Raw genomic sequence first — 18,238 nt, 5'->3', positions numbered from 1 at the left:
CGCGTCAGCGCGCGGCCGCGATGATCTGGAGGAAGTCGGGCGCCTTGAGCGAGGCACCGCCGATGAGGCCGCCGTCGATGTCCGGCTGCGCCAGCAGCGATGCGGCATTGGCGGCGTTCATGCTGCCGCCGTAGAGGATGCGGACCCGTGCGGCAGCATCGCCGGCCGCATGCTGCAGTTGCGCGCGCAGCACGGCGTGCACAGCCTGCGCCTCCTCCGGCGTCGCGGTCTTGCCCGTACCGATGGCCCACACGGGCTCGTACGCGACGACGATCTCGCTGATGCAGTGTCCGTTGGTGTGGATCACGGCGGCCAATTGGCGGCGCACCACCTCTTCCGTCTTGCCGGCTTCGCGCTCGGCCAGCGTCTCGCCGACGCAGACGATGGGTGTGATGCCGCCGGCCAGGGCGGCACCCGCCTTGGCGGCCACCACCTCGTCGGTCTCGCCGTGGTACTGGCGGCGCTCGGAATGGCCGACGATGGCATAGCCCACGCCGAAGTCCTTCAGCATGGACACGGACTGCTCGCCCGTGAAGGCGCCCTGCGCATGTGCCGACACGTCCTGCGCGCCGAGCGCGATGGGCGAGCCCTGCGTCAGCACCTGCACCTGCGCCAGATAGGGCGCGGGCACGCACACCGCGACATCACAGACCGGCTGGCCCACTCCCTGACGAAGCGCACCAATCAGCGCCTCGTTGGCGGCCAGGCCGCCATTCATCTTCCAATTGCCAGCGATGAGTTGTTTTTTCTTGCTCATGGTTCTCGATGGATAAGCCGCCCAGCCCTCACCAGGTCAGCACGATCTTGCCGATATGCTGATTGGACTGCATGAGCGCATGGGCCTTGGCCGCATCCGCGGCCTCGAATGTGGAATGGATCACCGGCTGCACGCCTTTGCGCGTGGCCAGCAGCGGCCACACCTTCTCGCGCAGGCTGCGCGCGATGGCCGCCTTGAAGGCGACCGGACGCGGGCGCAGCGTGGATCCCGTGATCGTCAGCCGACGGCGCAGCACCAGCCCGGCGTTGAAGCCGCTCTCGATGCCGCCCTGCACGGCGATGATCACCAGCCGGCCGTCCTCAGCCAGGCAGCCCACTTCGCGCGCCACGTAGTCGCCAGCGACCATATCGAGGATCACGTCCACGCCACGGCCGCCGGTGATGCGTTTGACCTCTTCGGCGAAGTCCTGCTCGCGGTAGTTGATCGCATGATCGGCACCCAGGGACAGGCAGGCCTTGCACTTGTCGGCACTGCCCGCCGTGGCGATCACGGTCGCGCCGAATGCCTTGGCCAGCTGAATGGCCGTCACGCCGATGCCGCTCGTGCCACCCTGCACCAGGAAGGTCTCGCCCTGCTGCAGTCGGCCGCGGTCGAAGACGTTGCTCCAGACGGTGAAGAAGGTCTCCGGCAGCGCTGCCGCCTCGACGTCCGACCAGCCGTCAGGCACGGACAGGCACTGGCCGATGGGCGCGACGCACAGCTGCGCATAGCCGCCGCCAGCGACCAGCGCACATACGCGGTCGCCCAGCTTGAAGCCGGCCTGCGCCAGTTCGGCCGCATTGCCGCCGACGATCTCGCCGGCGACTTCCAGGCCCGGCAGGTCCGACGCACCCGGCGGCACCGGGTATTGGCCCATGCGCTGCAGCACATCGGGCCGGTTCACACCGCTGGCCGCGACGCGGATCAGCAGTTCGCCGGCGCCCGGCTGCGGATCGTCGCGCGTGCACAGGCGCAGCACCTCGGGGGCGCCATGGCTGCTGATCTCGACGGCTTTCATGCGATCTCCTGTTCAGGGCAGTGATGGACGAAAGCCGGCAGGCCACGCGAGGTGGTCTGCCGGCCTCGGGTCAAGGCCGATCAGCCTTGCTGCTCGGGCCCCTGGGCGCCGCCTTGGGCACCCTGCGGTGCGGCCTGCTGCTGTTGTGCCGCCGCTGCGGCCGCCGCGTCAGCCGTGGGCTCCTGGCTGTTGCCGGGCTCCGCGCGCGGTTGGCGCTCTTCGCGCGGCGGACGGTCACGGCGATCACCACGGTCGCCGCGATCACCACGCTCGCGACGATCGCCACGGTCTTCGCGCGGCGGGCGATCGCCGAACTCGGGCATGCCGGCCGGACGCTCGGCCAGGGCCTTCATCGACAGCTTCACGCGGCCCTTGTCGTCGGTCTCGAGCACCTTGACCTTCACGATCTGGCCTTCGCTCAGGTAGTCGGTGACCTTCTCGACACGCTCATGGGCGATCTGGCTGATGTGCAGCAAGCCGTCCTTGCCGGGCAGCAGGTTGATCAGCGCGCCGAAGTCCAGGATCTTGGTGACCGGGCCTTCGTAGATCTTGCCGATCTCGACTTCCGCCGTGATCTGCTCGATGCGCTGCTTGGCCACGTCGGCCTTGGCGGCGTCGGTCGCCGCGATGGTGATGGTGCCGTCTTCCTCGATGTTGATCTGGCAGCCGGTCTCTTCGGTCAGCGCGCGGATGGTGGCGCCGCCCTTGCCGATCACGTCGCGGATCTTCTCGGGGTTGATCTTCATCGTGTAGAGCTTGGGCGCGAAGGACGAGATCTCGGCCTTGGCCTCGCCCATGGCGTCCTGCATCTTGCCCAGGATGTGCATGCGCGCTTCCTTGGCCTGGGCCAGGGCGACCTGCATGATTTCCTTGGTGATGCCCTGGATCTTGATGTCCATCTGCAGGGCGGTGATGCCGTTGGTCGTGCCGGCCACCTTGAAGTCCATGTCGCCCAGATGATCTTCATCGCCCAGGATGTCGGTCAGCACGGCGAACTTGTTGCCGTCCTTGATCAGGCCCATGGCGATGCCGGCCACGTGCGCCTTCAGCGGCACGCCGGCGTCCATCATCGACAGGCAGCCGCCGCACACCGAGGCCATCGACGAGGAGCCGTTGGATTCGGTGATCTCGCTGACCACGCGGATGGTGTAGGGGAACTCGTCCTTCTGCGGCAGCACGGCCACCAGGGCGCGCTTGGCCAGACGGCCATGGCCCACTTCGCGGCGCTTGGTGGAGCCCATGCGGCCCACTTCGCCGGTGGCGAAGGGAGGCATGTTGTAGTGGAACAGGAAGCGGTCCTCGAACTCGCCGGCCAGCGCGTCGATGCGCTGCGCGTCGCGCTCGGTGCCCAGGGTGGTCACGACCAGCGCCTGCGTCTCGCCGCGGGTGAACAGGGCCGAGCCGTGGGTGCGCGGCAGCACGCTGTTGCGGATCTCGATGGGGCGCACGGTCCGCGTGTCGCGGCCGTCGATGCGGGGCTCGCCCTGCAGGATCTGGCTGCGCACGATGTTGGCCTCGATGGCGAACAGCAGGTCGCTGACCTTGCCGGCGTCGAACTCGGCGCCTTCGGCCTTCAGTGCCTCGAAGACGCTGGCATTGGCTTCACGCAGGGCCTGCGTGCGGGCCTGCTTGCTGCGGATCTGGTAGACGGCACGCAGCTTCTCTTCGGCCAGGCCCTTGATCTTGGATTCGAAGGCCTCGTCCTTGGCTTCGGGCGCCCAGGTGCCGTTCTCGGTCCACAGCGGCTTGCCGGCTTCGCGGGTCAGCTGGTGGATGGCCTCGATGGCGATCTTGCCCTGCTCGTGGCCGAAGACCACGGCGCCCAGCATGATCTCTTCGGACAGTTGCAGCGCTTCGGATTCGACCATCAGCACGGCGGCTTCGGTACCGGCGACCACCAGATCCATCTGCGAGTCGGCACGGGCGGTCTTGCCCGGGTTCAGCACATACTGGCCGTTGATGTAGCCCACGCGCGCGGCGCCGATGGGGCCGCTGAACGGAATGCCCGAGACCGACAGGGCGGCGCTCACGGCGATCATGGCGGCGATGTCGGCGTCGACTTCAGGGTTGAGCGACAGCGTGTGGATGACCACGTGCACTTCGTTCAGGAAGCCTTCGGGGAACAGCGGCCGGATCGGGCGGTCGATCAGGCGGCTGGTCAGCGTCTCGAGTTCGCTGGGCTTGGCTTCGCGCTTGAAGAAGCTGCCGGGGATCTTGCCGGCGGCGTAGGTCTTCTCGATGTAGTCGACGGTCAGCGGGAAGAAGTCCTGGCCGGGCTTGGCCGACTTGGAGGCGACGACGGTGGCCAGCACCACGGTGCCGTCGATGTCCACCAGCACGGCGCCGGTGGCCTGGCGGGCGATCTCGCCGGTTTCCATGACGACGGTCTTGTCGCCCCACTGGAAGGACTTGGTGACTTTGTTGAAGAGGCTCATGCTCTGCTCCTTGGGTGGTGCGGTGCCGGCGTCGAGGCCGGCCCGCGGGTGGCGGAGTGCAGGTGCGGAACACGATGCCATTCCAGCGGGGCCCTTGCGCAAGGGGCCTGTTGGAATGACACAGCTTCGATCCGTTCTGCGGTCTCCGAAGTTAAAAACGCCTGAGCTAGCGGGCTAACTCAGGCGTTCGTGCGATGCGAAGCGGCTTACTTGCGCAGGCCCAGCTTGGCGATCAGGGCGGTGTAGCGCTCGGCGTCCTTGGACTTCAGGTAGTCCAGCAGCTTGCGGCGGCGGCTCACCATGCGCAGCAGGCCGCGGCGACCGTGGTGGTCCTTGGCATGCTGCTTGAAGTGGGGGGTCAGCTCGTTGATGCGAGCCGTCAGCAGGGCGACCTGCACTTCGGGACTGCCGGTGTCGTTAGCAGCGCGGGCATTGGCCTTGACGACCTCGGCCTTCTTTTCGAAAGAAATCATGATGATGTGTCCTGTGATTCCCGACCTGAGGCGGCCTGCGGGGTTGAGACGCGTGGCCGTGGCGCGGGGTTGTTGACTTGCGGCACTCCCTGGAACCGGGGGTGCCGTGGAGCTTTGCAACGCGCAAAGCCTTGAAATTCTAGCAGTTTCTGGTCAGCCAGCCCGAAAGCCGCTCCACGCCCTGCACCAGCCGGCCGGTGTCCCGCGAGGCGAAACACCAGCGCAGCCAGCCCTGCGCCTCGGGCGCGAAGGCATTGCCGGGCGCCAGGCCCAGGCCGGCTTCGGTCACCAGGCGCTTGGCCAGCGCCAGCGAATCGGCCGCGCCCTCGACCTGGAAGAAGGCGTACATGCCGCCCTTGGCGGCCGACACCTTTAGGCCCGGCAGGCGCTGCAGCAGCGGCACCAGCGTGTCGCGGCAGGACTGCAGGTGGGCCACCACCCGTGGCGTGATCTCCGCCTCGTGCGCCAGGGCGGCGATGCCGGCGCGCTGGCTGAACACGCTGGCGCAGGAGGTGTTGAACTCGATCAGCTTGCCCACGGCATCCAGCAGCATCGGCGGCACCACCAGCCAGCCCAGGCGCCAGCCGGTCATGAGGAAGCTCTTGGAGAAGCTGTGCGCCACCACGAGCCGGTCGTCGGCGGTGGCGATGTCCAGGAAGCTGGGCGCGCAGCCGTTGGCGGTGTCGCCCGCGTAGTAGAGGCGCTCGTAGACCTCGTCGGCCAGGATCCAGGTGCCGGTGGCGCGGCAGTGGTCCAGGATGGCCTGCTGCTCGTCGCGGGTCAGCGTCCACCCGGTGGGGTTGTTGGGCGCGTTCAGGATCAGCAGGCGCGTGGCCGGCGTCACCGCGGCGCGCAGCGCGTCCAGGTCCAGCGTCCAGTCGCCGTCGACGGGCTGCAGCGGCAGGCAGCGCACCGTGGCGCCCAGGATGGCGGGCTGCGCCGTCAGGTTGGGCCAGACGGGCGTCACGGCCACCACCTCGTCGCCGGCATCCACCAGCGCCTGCACGGCGATCATGAGCGCGCTGACGCCGCCGGAGGTGACGGCGATGCGCTCCATGCCCACGGCCGGGTGCAGCCGCGAGCTGTAGCGCGCGATGGCCTCGCGCAGTTCGGGCAGGCCCAGGTTGTGGGCGTAGAAGGTCTCGCCGCGCTCGATGGAGTCGATGGCGGCGCGGCGCACCGGCTCCGGCGTGACCTCGTCGCTCTCGCCGAACCAGAAGGCCAGCACGTCGCTGCGGCCCATGCCGGCATTGGCGACTTCACGGATCTTGGAGGCTTCGAGGTTGTCGATGGCTTGGCGCATGGGTGTCCTCGGGATCAGGGCCGCTGCATGCGGCAGGTTGTCGGAAGCTCGGCCTGTTCGGGCGCGATGTCCTTGATGACGCGGAAGCCGTAGCCCGAGCCCTCGACGTCGAAGGCCACGCCCGGCGTGCCCTGGCGGTCCATCAGGCCCACGACCAGCGGCTGCTGGAACTGGTGGTCCGCGGCGCGCATGCGGCCGCTGCGGCCGGCGAGCGACACCCTGGCGTTCTCCAGCTTTGCAGCGACGGCCGCCGCCTCGGTGCTGCCGGCCTGGACGATGGATTGCGCCAGCGCCTCGATCATCAGCTGCATGCGCATGTGCACATAGTCGTCCGCCGGGTTCGGAAAGCGCGACCGGAAGCTGCGGTAGAAGGCCGCCGACTCCGGCGTCGGCACGTTGGGCAGCCAGTCCGCCACCGCGATCACCTTGCCCACGCCAGCCTCGCCCAGCGCAGCCGGCGCGCCCAGGGCGTTGCCATAGAAGGTGTAGAACTTGCCCTCGAAGCCCACCTCGCGCGCCGCCTTGACCAGGAGCGTCAGGTCGTTGCCCCAGTTGCCGGTGAACACGGCCTGCGCGCCGCTGGCCTTGATCTTCACGGCATAGGGCGCAAAGTCCTTGACCTTGCCCATGGGGTGCAGCTCTTCGCCCACGATGCGCACGTCGGGCCGCAACTCGGCGATGCGCCGGCGGCTCTCGCGCAGCACAGCCTGGCCGAAGCTGTAGTCCTGGCCGATCAGGTAGGCGCTGCCCACGGCGCGGTCATCCTTGAAGACGGCCATCAGCGCGGCGATGCGCATGTCGGCATGCGCGTCGAAGCGGAAGTGCCAGTAGCTGCAGCGCTCGTTGGTGAGGATCGGGTCCACCGCCGAATAGTTGAGGAAGAGCAGCCGCCGGCGCGGATCGCGTTCGTTGTGCTTGTCCACCGCATCGAGGATGGCCGCCGCGGTGGCGGAGGAATTGCCCTGCAGCACCGCCTGCGCGCCGTTGTCGATGGCGGAACGCAGCGCCGACAGGGCCTCTTCGGTCTGGCCCTTGCTGTCGTAGCGGTCCAGCTGCAGCGGGCGGGCACCGCCCGGCAGCGCGATGCCGCCGCGCGCGTTGACGCGCTCCACGGCCCACAGAAGATTGCGGAAGACGGCCTCGCCGGTGTTGGCGAAGGGGCCGCTGAGGCTCTCGACCAGGGCCAGCCGGATGGGCTGGCCACCCTGCGCGCGCACCAGGCCGCCGAGGGTCGATGCACATAGCGCCGCAGCGCCGCTTTTCAAGACGCGACGGCGAGAAATAAAGGTCTGGGACATGCTCTTGAAAGCCGTCTGGAGGCGCCTAGATAGGCCTCAAGCGGCACTCACGACTGAAAGGCCGCGCAGTGTAAGGGGCGCATGGTGCGCCCCTGAATCGACCTTCTTTCAGACAGGAGAAAGCACATGTTGTTCGCACCCGCCATCCGTTCCGCCGCCCTCGCTTCGCCCCGCAGCTTCGACCGCGGCTTCGAGCGCTTCGTCAACGACGCCTTCTTCCCGGCCGCCCGCGGCGTTCAGGTCGAAAGCACCGAGCAGGGCTGGACCCTGAGCCTGGACGTGCCCGGCATCGCCCGCGAAGACCTGGGCGTGGGCATCGAAGGCCAGGTGGTGCGCATCGAGACCCGCCCCGAGGCCAAGCGCCAGTACAAGGCCGCCTACGAGCTGCCGCAGGAGATCGACGCGGGCGCCAGCGAAGCCAAGCTGGAGAACGGCGTGCTGACCCTGAAGCTGGCCCGCCTGGCGCCGGTGAGCAAGGTCACGCAGCTGAGCATCGCCTGAGCCTCGAGGTGCACACGGGCGCTTGAGGCGCCCCATGAAGAAACGGCCTCCGCGGAGGCCGTTTCTTCGTGTGCGGCACAACGCAGCGCCGCTCAGCCCGCGCGTGCGAAGGCCGCCGCCTCGGCCACCCGTGCCGCATCCGGTCGCACGCCGGTGTAGAGCGCGAACTGCTCCACCGCCTGCAGCACCATGACTTCCTCACCGGTGATCACCGGCCGGTCCAGGCGGCGCGCGGCACGCACCAGCGGGGTCTCCGACGGCAGCGCCACCACGTCGAACACCCAGGCCGCCGCGGCGATCAGCGCATCGGGAAAGGCCTGCGCCTCCGACTCCGGTGCGCCCGCCATGCCCAGCGGCGTGACGTTGACCAGCACCGCGCCCGGTGCCTCTGCAGGCAACTCGGGCTGCCACTTCAGGCCATGCAGATCGGCCACGGCCCGGCCGCTATCGGTGTTGCGCGCCACCAGCGTGCCGGGGCCCAGGCCATGGTCGACCAGCGCCGCCGCCACTGCCCGCCCCATGCCGCCGCTGCCGCGCAGCACGAAGGGCGTGCCAGGCGACACACCATGCGACTTCAGCAGGGCCGCCACGGCGATGTAGTCGGTGTTGTAGGCCACCAGTCGCCCGTCGGTGTTGACGATGGTGTTGACCGACTGCAGCCGCTCGGCCGAGGGCGTCAACTCGTCCAGCAGCGGGATGCAGGCCTCCTTGAAGGGCATGGACACCGCGCAGCCCCGCACGCCCAGAGCGCGCACGCCGCCGATGGCGGCCGGCAGGTCGGTGGTGGCGAAGGCCTTGTAGACATAGTCCAGGCCCAGCGCCTGGTACAGGTGGTTGTGCAGCCGGGTGCCGAAGTTGCTCGGCCGGCCCGACAGCGACATGCACAGTCTGGTGTCGCGGCTGAGGGTCAGGCGCATGTCCTTCGCAGCACTCATGGATGGCTCTCCTTGGAAATCAGGCGGCGCAGCTTAGCGCGCAAAAAAAAGCGGCGGGCCCGCGCATGCACAGGCCCGCCGGCGGCGGAAGGCGGTGTGCGCTGAATCAGGTCGCCACCACCACCTTCTTCTTGAAGGCACCCAGCGCCAGCGCCGTCACCACACTGCCGATCAGGATGGCCAGCGCATACAGGACGACATGGTTGACCGCATTGGGAATGGCCAGCACGAACACCCCGCCATGCGGCGCCTGCAGGGCGATGCCCCACATCATCGACAACGCACCGGCAGTGGCCGAGCCCAGCACGCAGGCCGGGATCACGCGCAGCGGATCGCGCGCCACATAGGGAATCGCGCCCTCGGTGATGAAGGCCAGGCCCAGCACCGCGGCGGCCTTGCTGGCCTCGCGCTCATCGGGCGTGAACCGGCTGGCGAACAAGCGGCAGGCCAGCGCGATGCCCAGCGGCGGCACCATGCCGGCGGCCATGGCGGCGGCCATCGGCGTGGCCACGCCCGAGGCGATCAGCGTGGTGGAGAACACGTAGGCCGCCTTGTTGATCGGCCCGCCCATGTCGGCCGCCATCATGGCGCCCAGCGTGATGCCCAGCAGCACGGCGCTGCTGGTCTGCATGCCCTTCAGCCAGTCGGTCAGCGCCGCCATGATGGCCGCCACCGGCTGGCCGATGACCAGCATCATGGCCACGCCCGTGATGGCCGCACCCAGCAGCGGCAGGATCAGCACCGGCTTCAGCCCCTCCAGCCCGCGCGGCAGGCGGATCCAGCGGTTGAGCGCGTTCACCGAATAGCCGGCGATGAAGCCCGCCGCGATGCCGCCCAGGAAGCCCGCGCCCACGGTGCCCGCCAGCAGGCCGCCGATCATGCCGGGCGCGATGCCCGGCCGGTCGGCGATGGAGAAAGCGATGTAGCCCGCCAGCGCCGGCACCATCAGCGCGAAGCCGCCCTTGGCGCCGATCTGGAACAACGTCCAGCCCAGCGTGCCCTTGTGCGCGTCGTCGTAGACATAGATGCCGCCCAGCGCGAAGGCCAGCGCGATCAGCAGGCCGCCCGCCACCACGAAGGGCAGCATGAAGGAGACGCCGGTCATCAGGTGCTTGTACGGCCCGGTGGCCGCCACCTTGCCCGCGGGCTTGGCACCGGCCGCGGCACCGGCAGCAGCCGAAGCAGCCGCGCCCTCCCCGCCCCAGACGGCGGCCTCGGCCTGCGCCTTGGCGATCAGGCCCTGCGCATCGTGGATGGCGGCCTTGGTGCCGGAGGAATGCAGCCGCTTGCCGGCGAAGCGGCTGCGGTCCACCTGGGTGTCGGCGGCGATCAGCACCAGGTCGGCCTCGTCGATGGCCTGGGCGCCCAGCGTGTTCTGCGCGCCGACCGAGCCCTGCGTCTCCACCTGGATCTGGTGGCCCAGGGCCTTGGCACCCTGCTCCAGCGCCTCGGCGGCCATGAAGGTGTGGGCCACGCCGGTGGGGCAGGAGGTGATGGCGACGATCTTCAGCGGCTTTGCTGCAGCGGCTGCCACGGGCGCCGCAGCCACAGGCGCCGAAGCCGGCGCGCCGGCCAGGGCCAGCGCCTGGCGCAGCACGGCCCCGGCATCGCGGAACACGGCGTCGGGCGCCACGTCCAGCACGCGGCCGGCGGGCAACGCGCGGCGGTCCACCGCGGCACCGGCATCGGCCGCCACGATGACGGCCGAGGCCTGGGCGAGTTCGGCGGGCGAGAGCTTGCCCTGGGTGCCGAGCGAGCTCTGCACCTGCAGCTTCAGGTCGTGCCCGAGCTGGCGGGCGGCGTCGGCCAGCACCTCGCCCAGCATGAAGCTGTGGGCGGGGCCGGCCTGGCTGGCGGCAATGGCGATGAGTGAGGCCATGGTGTCTCCTGGCGAGGTCTTGGTGGGGTGAGTGACAGAAGGGAAAACGGAAGCTGGAATGCGTCGCCGGCGGGCTTCGATGCCGGTCAGACCGGCTGCAGCACGATGCGCGCGACCAGGGTCTCGATCTCGGCCCGCGGCGGCAGCCCGGGCGCGATCCGCTGGATGCGGGCGGCGGCGCAGGCCATGCCGAAGACGGCGGCCTCGGGAAAGGCCTGGCCTTCGACCAGCGCCGCCAGCGTGCCGGCCACCAGCGCATCGCCGGCGCCGACGGTGGTGGCCACCGGCACGCGCGGCGGCAGGGCCAGCCAGCAGCCGCCCTCGCCCGCGATGACGGCGCCGTCGCCGCCCAGCGAGACGACCACCAGCCCCACGCCACGCGCACGCAGCGCCAGCGCGGCGCGCGCCACGTCGGCCGCAGCGGGCAGCGGCTGGCCGACCAGCTCTTCCAGTTCGGCGCGGTTGGGCTTGAGGAAGTCGGGCGCGGCGGGCAGGCGGTCAAGCAGCTCACCCAGCACCTTGCCGCCGGTGTCCACCATCAGGCGGGCGCCGCGGGCGCGCAGCGCCTCGGCCAGGCGCAGCAGGCTCTCGACGCCCACGCCGGGCGGCAGGCTGCCGGCCAGGGTGCACCAGGTGCCCTCGCCCACCAAAGGCGCCAAGCGCGCCAGCAGCGCGGCCTCGGCCTGCGCGGTCGATTCGGCATCGAAGGCGATGCCGGCCAGGTTGATGTCGGTGCTGTCGCCACGCTCGGCATCGGCCAGCTTGATGTTGGTGCGGGTGTGGCCCGGCACGCGCACCATGGCGTCGGCGATGCCGCGCTCGGCGAAGGCGCGCTCGAAGAGCTGCGGGTTCTGGTCGCCCAGCCAGCCCGAGGCCGCGGTGCGCAGGCCCAGCGCCGCAGCCACGGCCGCCACGCCGATGCCCTTGCCGCCGGCCTCGAACTGCTCGGCGCGGGCGCGGTGCACGGCGCCGGGCTCCAGCCGGTCGAGCGAGACGGTGTGGTCGATCGCCGGGTTGGGCGTGACCGTGATCAGCTGCATCGCGGTGGCCGTCATGCAGCCACCTCGTCGCCGGCCGATGCGGTGTCGCGCAACTGGGCCGCCAGCGCGCGCACGGCGTCGCCGTCGTCCATGTCCAGGGCGGCCTTCGCCAGCGCCTGCAGCTCGGCCAGGCTGTGGCGGCGCAGCAGGGCCTTGACGCCGGCGATGTCGCCCACGCTCATGCTCAATTCCTGCACGCCCAGGCCGGCCAGCAGGGCCGCGCCCAGCGGCTCGCCGGCCAGGCCGCCGCACACGCCCACCCAGCGACCATGGCGCCGGGCGCCTTCCACGGTTTGCGCGACGAGGCGCAGCACGGCCGGATGCAGGCTGTCGGCCATGGTGGCCAGCTGCGGATGCTGGCGGTCCACGGCCAGCGCGTACTGGGTCAGGTCGTTGGTGCCGATGGAGAAGAAGTCCACGTGCGCCGCCAACCGGTCGGCCATCATGGCCGCGGAGGGCACTTCGATCATGATGCCCACCGGAATGCGCCGGCCGCCCTGCTCGGGCGCCAGGCCCAGCGATTGCTGCACCTCGGCCAGGCGCTCGCGCAGGCGGCGCACCTCGTCGAGGGTGCTGATCATCGGGAACATCAGCGACAGCGGCCCTTCCTGTGCGGCGCGCACCAGCGCGCGCAACTGGGGCAGCATCAGGTCGTCGCGGGCCAGGCACAGGCGGGCGCCGCGCAGGCCCAGGAAGGGGTTCTCCTCCACCGGCAGGTCCAGGTGCGGCACCTGCTTGTCGCCGCCGATGTCCAGCGTGCGCACGATCAGCGGTCGGCCGCCCAGGGCGCGCACCATGTCGCGGTAGACGGCGTACTGCTCTTCCTCGTCGGGCACGTGGTCGCGCTCCAGGAAGAGGAATTCGGTGCGCATCAGGCCGACGCTTTCGGCGCCATGGTCCAGCGCCTTGGCCACCTGCTCGGGCTTGTTGATGTTGGCGGCGATCTCCAGGCCGTGGCCGTCCAGCGTGGTCACGGGCTGCAGGCGGCTGCGGGCCTCTTCCGCCTGGCGGCGGGCCAGGCGGTCGATCATGGCCTGGGCCTCGGCCAGCGCCTCGTCGCTGGGGCCGATGTGCAGCTGGCCACGGTAGCCGTCGAGGATGGCGCGTTCGCCGCTGCGGGCCGAAAGCACGGCGGGACCGGCGGCCACCACGGCCGGCAGGCCCAGGGCGCGCGCCAGGATGGCGGTGTGGGCGGTCGGGCCACCGCGGGCGGTGCAGAAGCCCTTGACGCGCTGCACGTCGATCTGCGCCGTGACCGAGGGCGACAGGTCGTCGGCCAGCAGCAGGCTGTCGGCGGGCCAGCGCGACGGATCCTGCGCAGCGGCGCCGGCCTCGCCCACCAGGGCGCGCAGCACGCGGTCGCCCACGTCCTGCAGGTCGGCGGCGCGGGCGGCGAGCACCGGGTCGGCGACGGCGCGCTGGGCCGCCACATGGCCGGCCAGCGCATGGCGCCAGGACCAGGCGGCGCCGTGGCCCTGCACCACCAGCCGTGTGGCGTCGCGCAGCAGTTCCGGGTGGGCCAGGATCTGACGGTGCGCCTCGAAGATGCCGGCCTGCTCGGCGGCGTTCTTGCGGCGGGCGCCTTCGGCCAGCTCGATCAGCTCGCCCTCGGCCGAAGCCAGCGCCGCATCGAGCGCGGCGGCAGCGGCGGCCACGCCCTGGCCGGGCTGATCCGCCACCTCCAGCGCGGGCGCGTCGGCCATCACCAGCGTGCCGATCACCAGCCCCGGGCTGGCGGCGATGCCGCCGATGTGCTGGCGCGCCTCGGGCTGCCAGCCGGCCAGTTCGCGGCCCAGGCCGTGGGCCTGCTTCTCGCGGGCGGCGGCCTGCTCGGCCTGGCGTTTTTCGTCCTGCGCCAGGCGCACGATCACGTCCCTGAGGGCGGCCAACGCCTGCGCGGCATCCGGCCCGGCGGCCGAGATGCGCAGGCGGGCGCCGCGTCCGGCGCCCAGGCCCAGCAGCGCGGGCATGCTGCGCGCGTCGGCCACGGTGTCGCCGTGGCGCACCCGCAGCTCGGCCAGGAAGCGCGAGGCCACCTGGGCCCATTGCGTCGCCGGGCGGGCATGCAGGCCGTTGGGATAGTCGAGCACCACGTCCTGCACCATCGGCAGGTCCTCGGGCACAGCGGTGGCGACCGGCGAGGCGCCGTCGCGGGTGAGTGCGGCCACGATGTCGTCGGCGTCGGCGGTGGCGGCCAGGGCTTCGAGGCGCTGGCCGTCGGCCATCAGGCGCGTGAGGCGGCGCAGCACGGCGATGTGCTGGTCGGAAGCGGCGGCCACCGCCACCACGAGCTGCACGCGGTGGTCCGGCGCGTCCCAGACGACGCCGCCGGGCACCTGCACTACCGCCAGCCCGGTGCGGCGCACCAGGCCCTTGTCTTCCACCATGCCGTGCGGCACCGCCAGGCCGCGGCCCATGTAAGTGGTGGCGACCTGCTCACGGCGCAGCAGGCTGTCGGCATAGGCGGGGTCGCAGAAGCCGGCCTGGACCAGCAGGGCGCCGGCGGCGCGGATGGCGGCCTCACGGTCGGCGACCGCGGTGGCGAGTTGGACTTGCACGGGAAGATCCATACCGTCTCCTGGAAGTTTTGGAATCGATACCAATGATGGAATTATCGAAACGGGCGCCCGGCTGTCCACCAAAACCCGCTGATATGTCTCAAAAATCAGGGTAAACACCGAGATTCAGGCGATAGAACTTCATCGCCTCGCCGCCCTCGGAATGCAAAATCCTGGTATCGATTTCAGCTTTCACTCATGACGCAGCCCCTGCCGCATCGCCAGAGCGCCAGCATCAAGGACGTCGCCGAACGCGCCGGCGCCTCCACCACCACTGTCTCGCGGGTGCTCAGCCACCCGGAGGCTGTGCGGCCCGACCTGCGCCAGCGGGTGCAGCAGGCCATCGACGAGCTGGGCTACCGGCCCAACCTGGCCGCGCGGCGGCTGCGGCAGCAGCGGGCGTCGCTGATCGGACTGATCGTCTCGGACATCCGCAACCCCTTCTTCACCGAGATCAGCCGGGCGGTGGAAGACATCGCCTACCGGCACGGCCTGCGCCTGATCCTGTGCAACAGCGACGAGGACCCGGCCAAGGAGCAGTCCTACCTGGAGCTGATGGCGGATGAGCAGGCCAGCGGCGTGATCCTCTCGCCCACACTGGAGCTGACGCGGCGCTTCCGTGCCGGCCAGCATCCGTTTCCGGTGGTGATGGTCGACCGGGCGCCCGAGGGCAGCACGCCCGCCGACCTGGTGCTGCTGGACAACGCCCCCGCCGCCCGCCGCCTGACCGAGCACCTGATCGCCCAGGGCTGCCGCCGCATCGCGCTGCTGGCGGGCTCGCGCAGCAGCACCGGCCGCGAGCGCCAGGCCGGCTACGAGGCCGCCATGCGCGAGGCAGGCCTCACGCCACAGGTGGTGGCACTGCGCCCGTTGGCGGCCGAAGGTCAGGCGGCGGCCGCCACGCTGCTGGCCCAGGCCGAGCGTCCCGACGCATTGCTGGCCACCAACGGTCTTCTCTTGTTGGGGGCGTGGAAGGCCGCGCGCGAGGCGGGCCTTGCCATGCCGCAAGACATCGCCATCGCCGGCTTCGACAACAACGACTGGACCACCCTGCCCGAGCCCGCCGTCACCGTGATGGCCCAGCCCACCGCCGACATCGGCCGCACCGCCGCCGAACTGCTGCTGCAGCGCATGGCCGAACCCGGCCGGCCACCGCGGCGCATCGTGCTCGAAGGCGAACTGCTGGTGCGCGGCTCGAGCGCGTTCAGGCCGTCGGCGACGGCTGCGGCGTCTCGGCCAGCGCATCCAGCGGCCAGCGCGGCTTGACGTCGAAGGCATAACGCGCCTCCGGCCGCGACAGGCCGGACTGGATGCGCATGGCCGCGGCCAGCGCGATCATGGCGCCGTTGTCGGTGCACAGCGCCAGTTCCGGGTAGTGCACGCGCACCTTGCGCCTGGCGCAGGCTGCATTCAGCTGCTCGCGCAGCAACTTGTTGGCGCCCACCCCACCGGCCACCACCAGGCGCTTGAGGCCGGTACGCTCCAGCGCCGCAAGCGACTTGCGCACCAGCACCTCGACGATGGCCGCCTGGGTCGATGCGGCCAGGTCGGCCTTGCGCGCCTCCAGGTCCGCGCCCAGCTTCTTGGTCTGCGTCAGCACGGCCGTCTTGAGGCCAGCGAAGGAGAAATCCAGGTCGCCGCTGTGGAGCAGCGGACGCGGCAGCTTGAAGGCCTGCGCATCGCCGCCCTCGGCCAGCTTCGACAGCCACGGCCCGCCGGGATAGGGCAGGCCCATCAGCTTGGCGCTCTTGTCGAAGGCCTCGCCGGCGGCGTCGTCGATGGTCTCGCCCAGCAGCTCGTAGCGCCCGACGCCTTCCACCCGCATCAGCTGCGTGTGGCCGCCCGACACCAGCAGCGCCACGAAGGGGAACTGCGGCGGGTCGGCGCTGAGGAAGGGCGAGAGCAGGTGCCCTTCCAGGTGGTGCACGCCCAGCACGGGCCGGCCCAGCGCCGCGCCCAGGGCGCAGGCCACGCCCGCGCCCACCAGCAGCGCGCCGGCCAGGCCGGGGCCGCGGGTGAAGGCGACGACGTCGATGTCGGCCCGCGTCCACCCGGCCTCGGCCAGCACCGCCTCGGTCAGGGGCAGCACGCGGCGGATGTGGTCGCGGCTGGCCAGCTCGGGCACCACGCCGCCGTAGGCCTGGTGCATGGAGATCTGACTGTGCAGGGCGTGGGCGGCCAGACGCGGCACGCCGCCGTCGGCCAGGGTCTCGACGAGGGCCACGCCCGTTTCGTCGCAGGAGGATTCGATGCCCAGGATGCGCATCGCGGCAGTGTAGGCGGCGCTCCGTCGCGGAGCCGCCCGCGCGCGCCATGCCCCTGCGCCGACGCGGTGCGCAAAGCCGGCCGGACGGCCCGGTTGCACGTCGAGGGGCATGGAATTTGCGGCATGCTCACGCCCCCGCGTTTTCCTGCTTCATTGCCGCCTCACCCATGACGACCAGCCTTGGCTTCCTGATCGCCGCCCGCCGTTGCGAGATCGACGAGCTCGACCAGCTCGCCCGCACCAGCGAGCTGGTGGGCACGCTGGGCCGGCTGGTGCATGCGCTGCAGCGCGAGCGCGGCATCACCAACGTCTTCCTGGGCTCGGGCGGCCAGCGCTTCGCCGCTGAGCGCGCCGCGCAGGTGGCCGACTGCCTGGCCCGGGAGCAGCAGGTCCGCGTCGCCCTCGATCCGCTGGTGGACGACCCGCGGCGGCTGGCCGGCGGCGCGCGGCTCTTTCCCCGCGTCGCCTATGTGCTCCAGGGGCTGGACGCCCTGCCTGCCCTGCGCGCGCGCATCGAGGCGCTGTCGATCGGGCCGGACGTCTCCACCGCCGCCTTCGTGAAGCTGATCGCCGGCTTGCTGGCGGTGGTGTTCGAGGCGGCCGACGGTGCCACCGACCCGGACATCTCACGCTGGCTGGTCGCCATGTTCAATTTCATGCAGGGCAAGGAATTCGCCGGCCAGGAGCGTGCCTTCGGCGCCGCCGCCTTCCTGCGCGGCGGCAACGACGACGCCCAGCGCCAGCAGTGGCTGCACCTGATCGAATCGCAAGAGCGCTGCTTCGGCCTGTTCTGCGAGTTCAGCGACGAGACGCTGCGCACCCAGTGGCAGGCGAGCCAGGCACCGGCACAACTCGCCGAACTGGAGCGCCTGCGCCGCATCGGCTGCACCTCGCCGGCCGGCACGGTGCTGGACGCCAACCTGAGCCCGCTGTGGTTCGAGGGCTGCACCCGCCGCATCGACGCCATGCAGGCCATCGAGGATGGCCTGGCGCGCGAGCTGCGCGCCCTGTGCGGCCGGAAGATCGAACAGGCCCGCGCCGAGCTGCAGCGCTACGAGGCGTTGCAGGCCGAGGCGGTGAAGCCCGGCGACTTCTTCGCCGACGCCGCCAGCGAGACCGCCGAAGCCCCCGCGGCCGGCTACGGCCGCAATCTGGAGCGCTCGGTACTGCAGATGGTGCAGGAGCAGTCGCGTCGCCTGCAGGCCATGAACGACGAGCTGCAGACCGTGCGCGCCTCGCTCAACGAGCGCAAGGTGGTGGAACGCGCCAAGGGCCTGCTGATGGCCCACCGCAAGCTCAGCGAGGAAGAGGCCCACAAGATGCTGCGCCAGACCGCCATGAACCAGAACCGCCGGCTGGTGGACGTGGCCGAGTCGGTGCTGGCCATGGCCGACTTCCTGCCGCTGGGCGCCAGCGCGCCGCGCTAACTTCGGCCTCTGCCGAGCCGCGCCCCAGGTTGACACAGACCCGGCGCCGACGCCCGCACCGCAGCTGCTTTTGGTGCACAGCAGCAATGCGCGGTGCACGTCCGTGGCGCATAACGGTCGCCCGGGGACGCATGCGACAGTGGGCTCGGCAAGCCCTGTCCGGCCGTTCTCCCTCTGACGAAGCCACCTTGGACCGCCCATCAGCCCATCCTGGCACACCGCTTGCGTAGTCCTGACCACAGACCGGAAACGGTCGTCCGGCAGGTGGTGCCCAATGGCGGGCGCGGCAGGCCGGATCCAGGACAAAGGCGTCCTCACCCGCTGGTCCCATGGCATGCACCGCATGCG

General features: G+C 70.8%; 14 protein-coding genes. 3 read left to right on the top strand and 11 right to left on the bottom strand.

Annotated elements, in window-relative coordinates; all coding sequences use genetic code 11:
- Positions 1-4: 4 nt before the first annotated feature.
- The 6 genes from tpiA to DFR41_RS19560 form a co-directional block, all read right to left on the bottom strand.
- The gene (tpiA, locus tag DFR41_RS19585) at positions 5-757 is read right to left on the bottom strand and encodes a triose-phosphate isomerase (RefSeq protein WP_114803972.1); all 753 of its coding nucleotides are present in this window, start codon (positions 755-757) and stop codon (positions 5-7) included.
- A gap of 28 nt (positions 758-785) precedes the next feature.
- A complete protein-coding gene (locus tag DFR41_RS19580; protein WP_114803971.1) occupies positions 786-1,775 on the bottom strand; it encodes an NAD(P)H-quinone oxidoreductase in 990 nt (329 codons plus the stop codon).
- Positions 1,776-1,855: 80 nt separating this feature from the next.
- The gene (gene pnp, locus DFR41_RS19575) at positions 1,856-4,210 is read right to left on the bottom strand and encodes a polyribonucleotide nucleotidyltransferase (protein WP_017756936.1); all 2,355 of its coding nucleotides are present in this window, start codon (positions 4,208-4,210) and stop codon (positions 1,856-1,858) included.
- A gap of 206 nt (positions 4,211-4,416) precedes the next feature.
- Complete coding sequence (gene rpsO, locus DFR41_RS19570) at positions 4,417-4,683, bottom strand: 30S ribosomal protein S15 (RefSeq protein ID WP_017756937.1); 267 nt, start codon at positions 4,681-4,683, stop codon at positions 4,417-4,419.
- 139 nt (positions 4,684-4,822) lie between these two features.
- Positions 4,823-5,986 carry a pyridoxal phosphate-dependent aminotransferase gene (locus DFR41_RS19565; RefSeq protein ID WP_017756938.1) on the bottom strand — a complete coding sequence of 388 codons (1,164 nt, stop codon included), beginning with the start codon at positions 5,984-5,986 and terminating at the stop codon, positions 4,823-4,825.
- A 14-nt stretch (positions 5,987-6,000) separates the two neighbouring features.
- Positions 6,001-7,284, bottom strand: a complete 1,284-nt coding sequence (locus DFR41_RS19560) for a branched-chain amino acid ABC transporter substrate-binding protein (protein WP_043114103.1) — start codon at positions 7,282-7,284, stop codon at positions 6,001-6,003.
- 126 nt (positions 7,285-7,410) lie between these two features.
- Here DFR41_RS19560 and DFR41_RS19555 point away from each other — a divergent pair, with 126 nt between their 5' ends.
- Positions 7,411-7,785 (top strand): Hsp20/alpha crystallin family protein, encoded by a 375-nt coding sequence (locus DFR41_RS19555; protein ID WP_017756940.1) that lies wholly within the window; start codon positions 7,411-7,413, stop codon positions 7,783-7,785.
- A 92-nt stretch (positions 7,786-7,877) separates the two neighbouring features.
- Here DFR41_RS19555 and DFR41_RS19550 read toward each other — a convergent pair whose 3' ends face one another.
- The 4 genes from DFR41_RS19550 to ptsP form a co-directional block, all read right to left on the bottom strand.
- Positions 7,878-8,720 (bottom strand): shikimate 5-dehydrogenase, encoded by an 843-nt coding sequence (locus DFR41_RS19550; RefSeq protein ID WP_017756941.1) that lies wholly within the window; start codon positions 8,718-8,720, stop codon positions 7,878-7,880.
- A gap of 106 nt (positions 8,721-8,826) precedes the next feature.
- Complete coding sequence (locus tag DFR41_RS19545) at positions 8,827-10,599, bottom strand: PTS fructose-like transporter subunit IIB (RefSeq protein WP_114803970.1); 1,773 nt, start codon at positions 10,597-10,599, stop codon at positions 8,827-8,829.
- Positions 10,600-10,685: 86 nt separating this feature from the next.
- Positions 10,686-11,654 (bottom strand): 1-phosphofructokinase family hexose kinase, encoded by a 969-nt coding sequence (locus tag DFR41_RS19540; protein WP_114803969.1) that lies wholly within the window; start codon positions 11,652-11,654, stop codon positions 10,686-10,688.
- A complete protein-coding gene (gene ptsP / locus DFR41_RS19535) occupies positions 11,651-14,209 on the bottom strand; it encodes a phosphoenolpyruvate--protein phosphotransferase (RefSeq protein WP_114803968.1) in 2,559 nt (852 codons plus the stop codon). The genes DFR41_RS19540 and ptsP overlap by 4 nt, the downstream gene beginning before the upstream one ends.
- 186 nt (positions 14,210-14,395) lie before the next feature.
- Here ptsP and DFR41_RS19530 point away from each other — a divergent pair, with 186 nt between their 5' ends.
- Positions 14,396-15,463: a LacI family DNA-binding transcriptional regulator gene (locus DFR41_RS19530; RefSeq protein ID WP_114803967.1), complete on the top strand. Its 1,068-nt coding sequence runs from the start codon at positions 14,396-14,398 to the stop codon at positions 15,461-15,463.
- On the opposite strand, the gene tsaD is transcribed toward DFR41_RS19530, so the two are convergent.
- A complete protein-coding gene (gene tsaD / locus DFR41_RS19525; RefSeq protein WP_114803966.1) occupies positions 15,402-16,463 on the bottom strand; it encodes a tRNA (adenosine(37)-N6)-threonylcarbamoyltransferase complex transferase subunit TsaD in 1,062 nt (353 codons plus the stop codon). The genes DFR41_RS19530 and tsaD overlap by 62 nt on opposite strands.
- Before the next feature lie 167 nt (positions 16,464-16,630).
- On the opposite strand from tsaD, the gene DFR41_RS19520 reads away from it, so the two are divergent.
- A complete protein-coding gene (locus tag DFR41_RS19520; RefSeq protein ID WP_017761341.1) occupies positions 16,631-17,890 on the top strand; it encodes a nitrate regulatory protein in 1,260 nt (419 codons plus the stop codon).
- The last annotated feature ends 348 nt before the right edge of the window (positions 17,891-18,238 follow it).

Origin of the sequence: Pseudacidovorax intermedius (assembly GCF_003350475.1) — a bacterium.
Lineage (GTDB): Bacteria > Pseudomonadota > Gammaproteobacteria > Burkholderiales > Burkholderiaceae_C > Xenophilus > Xenophilus intermedius.
The sequence above is the reverse complement of the archived record's forward strand: the minus strand, read 5'-3'. Positions and strand labels throughout refer to the sequence as shown.

Coding starts and splice junctions, on each gene's coding strand:
- DFR41_RS19545 (WP_114803970.1), bottom strand. CDS start 10,599: ATGGCCTCACTCATCGCCATTGCCGCCAGCCAGGCCGGCCCCGCCCAC.
- DFR41_RS19530 (WP_114803967.1), top strand. CDS start 14,396: ATGACGCAGCCCCTGCCGCATCGCCAGAGCGCCAGCATCAAGGACGTC.
- DFR41_RS19565 (WP_017756938.1), bottom strand. CDS start 5,986: ATGCGCCAAGCCATCGACAACCTCGAAGCCTCCAAGATCCGTGAAGTC.
- tpiA (WP_114803972.1), bottom strand. CDS start 757: ATGAGCAAGAAAAAACAACTCATCGCTGGCAATTGGAAGATGAATGGC.
- tsaD (WP_114803966.1), bottom strand. CDS start 16,463: ATGCGCATCCTGGGCATCGAATCCTCCTGCGACGAAACGGGCGTGGCC.
- pnp (WP_017756936.1), bottom strand. CDS start 4,210: ATGAGCCTCTTCAACAAAGTCACCAAGTCCTTCCAGTGGGGCGACAAG.
- ptsP (WP_114803968.1), bottom strand. CDS start 14,209: ATGGATCTTCCCGTGCAAGTCCAACTCGCCACCGCGGTCGCCGACCGT.
- DFR41_RS19580 (WP_114803971.1), bottom strand. CDS start 1,775: ATGAAAGCCGTCGAGATCAGCAGCCATGGCGCCCCCGAGGTGCTGCGC.
- DFR41_RS19520 (WP_017761341.1), top strand. CDS start 16,631: ATGACGACCAGCCTTGGCTTCCTGATCGCCGCCCGCCGTTGCGAGATC.
- DFR41_RS19560 (WP_043114103.1), bottom strand. CDS start 7,284: ATGTCCCAGACCTTTATTTCTCGCCGTCGCGTCTTGAAAAGCGGCGCT.
- DFR41_RS19540 (WP_114803969.1), bottom strand. CDS start 11,654: ATGACGGCCACCGCGATGCAGCTGATCACGGTCACGCCCAACCCGGCG.
- rpsO (WP_017756937.1), bottom strand. CDS start 4,683: ATGATTTCTTTCGAAAAGAAGGCCGAGGTCGTCAAGGCCAATGCCCGC.
- DFR41_RS19555 (WP_017756940.1), top strand. CDS start 7,411: ATGTTGTTCGCACCCGCCATCCGTTCCGCCGCCCTCGCTTCGCCCCGC.
- DFR41_RS19550 (WP_017756941.1), bottom strand. CDS start 8,720: ATGAGTGCTGCGAAGGACATGCGCCTGACCCTCAGCCGCGACACCAGA.